At 54.6% G+C, this 5265-nt stretch carries 3 protein-coding genes; 1 reads left to right on the plus strand and 2 read right to left on the minus strand.

Annotated features, from left to right (window positions below; all coding sequences use genetic code 11):
* On the plus strand, positions 1 to 1436 hold a 1436-nt coding region (locus PHD76_14950), incomplete at its 5' end, for a sialate O-acetylesterase (GenBank protein ID MDD5263139.1).
* A 19-nt stretch (positions 1437 to 1455) separates the two neighbouring features.
* Here the strand turns inward: PHD76_14950 and PHD76_14955 are convergent.
* Positions 1456 to 3426, minus strand: coding sequence for a DUF2264 domain-containing protein (locus PHD76_14955; GenBank protein MDD5263140.1), 1971 nt, complete (start codon positions 3424 to 3426; stop codon positions 1456 to 1458).
* Complete coding sequence (locus PHD76_14960) at positions 3423 to 4469, minus strand: hydroxyacid dehydrogenase (GenBank protein ID MDD5263141.1); 1047 nt, start codon at positions 4467 to 4469, stop codon at positions 3423 to 3425. The genes PHD76_14955 and PHD76_14960 overlap by 4 nt, the downstream gene beginning before the upstream one ends.
* Positions 4470 to 5265: the final 796 nt, after the last annotated feature.

Below are 5265 nucleotides of genomic sequence, written 5' to 3' on the forward strand. Positions count from 1 at the left end.
AACAATGCACGGCGGAGGAATCGAAAAAGATCCGGCGCACAAGCTACAAGGGCGTGGGGCCCGGCCTGTGGTTTGCACACGAAATGCTGCGGCGCACGGGCGTACCCCAGGGCTTGATTTGCGCCGCTCATGGAGGCACGAGCATGACGCAATGGAGCCCCGTCCGGATGATGGACGAAAAAACTTCGCTCTATGGTTCGCTGATGGATTCGGTGGAGGCAACCGGACAACCTGTTGCCGGAGTCCTTTGGTATCAGGGCGAAAGCGATGCGAATGCGGAGGCCGTTCCCCAATACACGGATCGGATGAAAAAGTTGGTGACCACGCTGCGTAAGGATCTGCGTCAGCCCGGGCTTCCCTGGCTGACAGTGCAGATTGCGCGTTTTTTTGGAAACCATCCTCCGGGCGATGACCTGCTCTGGAACCGGATTCAGGAACAACAACGCCTTTTGCCGCGCAGCATCAAAAATCTGGCGGTGGTGGCCGCCATCGATCTTTCGATGGATGATGGCATTCATATTTCTGCAACCGGACATTCCCGCCTGGCCTTGCGGCTTGCACACGAAGCCGACCGTCTCGTGCATGGCAACCGCCGTGAAAAAGCGCCGCCACAGCTCAAAACCATTTCCGCCCAAAAAATGTTAAAAGGCGTCCCCCCACCTATCGGCCCTGCCATGGACGTTGTATTCAAGGACGTTGCGGGAGGATTGCAGGCGCCCGGCGAACCAGTCGGATTTGCACTGGTGAATGAGGAAGGCGTTGACCAGCGTGCCATTTATAAAACCACGCTTCACGGCAACACAGTACGGCTGCATCTGCTGTCCAATTATCCCGGAGCGAAATTGTGTTACGGGATTGGAACCGTGCCGATTTGCAATATCACGGATGCCCGGGATCATTCCCTGCCCGTTTTCGGTCCTCAGGTTGTGGGCAAACACCAGGCCTATCTTCCCTTTATCAAACAATGGAAGGTGACTGCTCCCATTGAGTCTGCCCTGGCTCTGGATCGGATTTCAGCTCCCGATGTGGATGCGCTCGGCGTCGAGGTCAGAACCTATGGGGAAAACCAATTTGGCCTGGAAGGATTCGTCATGGAGAGGCCCCGTTGGATTGGCCGTCAAGGGCACTGTTATTTCGCCGCCCGGCTGGAGCTATCGGAACCGATGCGTCTGAACTTCCTGATGGGCTACGACGGGCCCTTCCGGCTTTGGATTGATGGAAAGTCTCACTTTATCAATATGAATGGCACCAATCCCTGTTTTGCAGACGAGAGCAACAAACCCGCCTCCCTCTCCGCAGGGACGCATTTGATCCAGGTGGGCATGGACCTTAATCACGGCGGGGCCTGGGGCTTCTTTCTTCGTTTTATCCGCAAGGATGTCACGCCCGCACAGGTCAAATCCGGCGTGTACGCCAAACCGGTTTACGGAATATAATTCAGTTGCCAAAGCGACATTACGACGCCACAACCTTCCGGGTTTCCATGTCCCAGACTTTGCCGTCGCCTGCATGGATCTTGAGCGGCTGTTCCGGCATGCGCATCGCAATGGAGCAGCTTGAGGCGTCCGGCCAAATGACCGTCGCATTTCCGGGATGCTTCCACTCGACGCGCGGGCGCTGCGCGGCAACGGCTTCGGGAGCGCTCCGCCGGGATGAGGCATAAACGGAAGTCGCCCAAAAATGCGCGCCCGCGGCACATTTGGCTTCTCGAAAAGGCACAACGACCGCCCGTTCATAGAGATTCACCTGAATCTGGCGGCCCGTGAGGGAAAGAGTTGATGCCCCGAGTTCGCCAAAAATCGCGCAAGACCCCGCATGGGTGAACAGGCCCATGCCGTCCTTCCACTGGAAGGATTCCTTGTCAATATATTCGCAGTTGGTCACGGCAACCGGGAATGCGCCGTCTCTGACAATATAGTCGCAGGCAAGCTGCAACCAATGAAGCCTCACATGCCAGTCACCCCATACGACAAGGGCAGTGGCCACGAGGGTGGACGGGTCCCAACTGAAAGGCTGGTGCTTGCTGAGGAGACAGCCCGTTTCGGAGGGAAGAATTTCAAAATGGTGCCGGTGGCTCCAGAGTTGTCCGTCGGGACTCAAACTCAGAATACTGTCCATGCTCGGCTGCGTCTCGTCCGCAACATTGAATCCAAAATGGGAACTATAGGCGAACTTGCCATATTTTGCGGGATGATTGCCCAGGTTGTAAGGATGGAACGATCCTCCATTGTACAAAACCGCATGCTGCCCGCCATCGCGCCGGGCAATGATGCAGTTTGTGCTACGGATGTGGTTCTGCCCCTCACCTTTCGTTTCCGATGGCGTCCCAGTCCAAACGGGACTGTCCTCCGGAATGGCCAGGAGAAGAAATGTTTTGAAAGCCCACATCGGGCTGCCGTCGCTGATATAAAGCTCCGCCACTTTTTCATTCGGATAGGCATATCCCACTGAAAGCAGCCCGGCGTTTGTCAGGATGCCCTTGCCGAAAAACCATTCCACGTTGTGTGTCGCAAGTTTCCGGCATTTTGCCAGATCCACGCCCGGCACGCGCGCCCAGGCGCAGGCGCTCCAGAAGGCGCTCACGGCAAACCGGTAGGTCAGGCTCCTTCCATAGGGAATGTTTCTGCCGCAGGAATCAAAATACCATTCAAAGTCCTTCGAAAACTCAAGCGCTCTTTCGTGAACGGTGGCGGTAAATTGGGGCCGTTCCTCCCTCAGCCATTCCGCGGCAACAATCAGATAGAACTGGATTGCCCACGGAACGTAATAGTCGAACTGCCGGTAATAACCGTCGGCATACCATCCATCCCCGATGTACATCTTCTCTACCTCCTCCAAAAGCCCGTCGATCAGCGAGCGGTCGTACGGCAATCCGAGCTTCTGTTTGGCCAGATGGATGAGTACCGGAAACAGATTCCAGTTATTGATGGAATATTTGAAGCTCGCCAGGATCTCGTCGAACCAGCGGTTGATCCCCTCTTTGGTTTCATCCGGCATTTTGTCCCAGAGCATCCCGCGGGCGACGACAAGGGCGTACGCGAGTGCGGATCCCTCCACGATGCCCTGGTCCATCACCGGGTTGGGAAGTTCCCAGCAATCGCTCCGGCGCCGGTCCACTCCTTTTGCGATCATCTCCCGGATGAACGCGGCAACACCCGCCTTCTCACCCGACTCGAGCAGGATTTCCGGGTCGTTCTTTTCCAACGCCAGCAACGGCGCAGCCAGCCATAAAAGCCGGAGTTCCCATTCCTTGCGGCGCGCATCCGGGCGCGAGACGCTGGCGGTGGATTGGAAATGTATTTTTGCCGTCCGGCCCGACCGGATCTCCTCCAGGATGGGGCGCAAGAGGCGCAAACCCAATGCAAACCAATCTTTTCTGGAATCAAGCGGTACAGATGAATCGGAAACGGGGGTGTTAGGATTCATGCCATGCGTCCGAGCATCGGGCGCGTGACCTCGTGTTGAAGAGGCTTGCCTTTTGTATAGCGGAGCCCCTCCCCGGCCATCCAATGTCCCATCCGCGTAATTTCATTCCCCATGCTTCCCGCGATATGGGGGGTAAGAATGACATTTTCCAGGGTCCAAAGAGGCGAATCGGGTCGGAGGGGTTCACGCTGCGTCACATCGAGGATGGCCGTGATGTCGGAACGTTCGGCCAGCACCCGGCACAAATCCGGTTCGCAAATAACCGCACCGCGCGCGGTATTGATCAAGGTGGATGCGGGTTTCATCAGGCGCAGCAGGCGCTCATTCACAAGATTTTCCGTCTCGGGCAACCACGGTGTGTGGAGGCTGATCACATCAGCGCGACGGAAAACTTCCTCGAGAGGCAACAATTTAACACCCAGTTTTTTAGCTTGGGCGGGAGAAACGAATGGGTCGTAGGCAATCACCTCAACCTCATGATCCGCAAGTTTCCACGCCACAGTCCGGGCCACGGCTCCCAGGGAAATCAGTCCGATCACGGAGCTATAAACACCCGGCACATCGCTCTGGTGGCGCCACACATGACGCATCCGGCAGTCATTTGCATGGTGCCAAAAGCGCTTCAGGCTGAGGAGAATGACGGCCAATGTATATTCAGCAACCGGAATGGCGTTCGCCGCCCATGCGCTGCTGATTCGTATCCCGCGGTCAAACGCTTCCTCGGTGGCCCAACCTTTGACGGATCCGGCAGCATAAAAGACAGCCCGAAGCTTCGGAAACCGGGCAAGAAACTTCTCATCCATGACGGCCATGTTCCATGTGGCAAAGAGAATTTCAATCTGCTCCGTAATATCGGGATGTTCCAGCCAGTTCTCGAGATCCAGTTCGGGTTCCACCAGCTTGATTGAGCGGGATAATCTGGTCCGAAGATCGCCGGGATATGCCAGGTCCAGGCATCTGTCGAATCCGAAAAAGCCTCCTACTGGAGCCTTCCTGCGGGATTTATTCTTGCTGTGGCGTTGCTTCGCCTTTTCATTATTCATATTTTTTCCAACGCCCAACCCTGCCTGATTCATCAGTGGAGATCATCCTGAAAATATGTTGCAACACAACTAAAATGCTCAGACGCAGAATCAAGCGCCCAAATGAAGCTCCCCAACCTTGCGGAAGGCGTCTCAACAACTCCTTCGACGCGAAACCTCACCGAAGCTCATCCGCAGTCTTACACCCGTGACCTTCTGCAAGTGTTAAGTCTTCGCTCTCCCATCGTCCGAGAACCATCAGGGCAGGCCGGGATTTGAAACGTGTTCAAGTTTTCAGTTTCAAGTGTGCTTTGTGATCTTCATGTACCTGGGTTGGATATTTACGGGCAAACATTAATTTGCTGCTAAAATGTTATATTAAAAAGGGGTATATGGCGCAACGCGTTGCATGCGCAATCCGTTGCCTCACTCAAAAACAGCTCTAATAATAATATCAGGCATATTAGTTGTGAAGCATCTGGGACTCAATTATCAGCCACGTACCGTCGCTTCTTATAATATGGCCGTTTATTCTCTCTCCGATCTTCGCAAACTCTTTTGCAATAATTACAATACTTGCATTTCAAAAGAATTATTGTATATCTTAAGTAAATACATTGTAGTTTTTGAGCGTCCTCTATGCGAGTAAAAACTTTACAGATCTCAGCACAGGCCCTAGAGAAACGGGATGGCGCCGCACTGGTGATTGTTCTGGCCTTTGTGGTCCTGCTCACAGGCCTGGTGGTCGCCTATTTCTCCAAGGCCGTGTCCAACAGCCAGCTTTCCAGCAACAGCTTCAACCAGTCGAAAACGGACG

It is taken from the genome of Candidatus Methylacidiphilales bacterium, assembly GCA_028713655.1.
Classification (GTDB): Bacteria; Verrucomicrobiota; Verrucomicrobiia; order Methylacidiphilales; family JAAUTS01; genus JAQTNW01.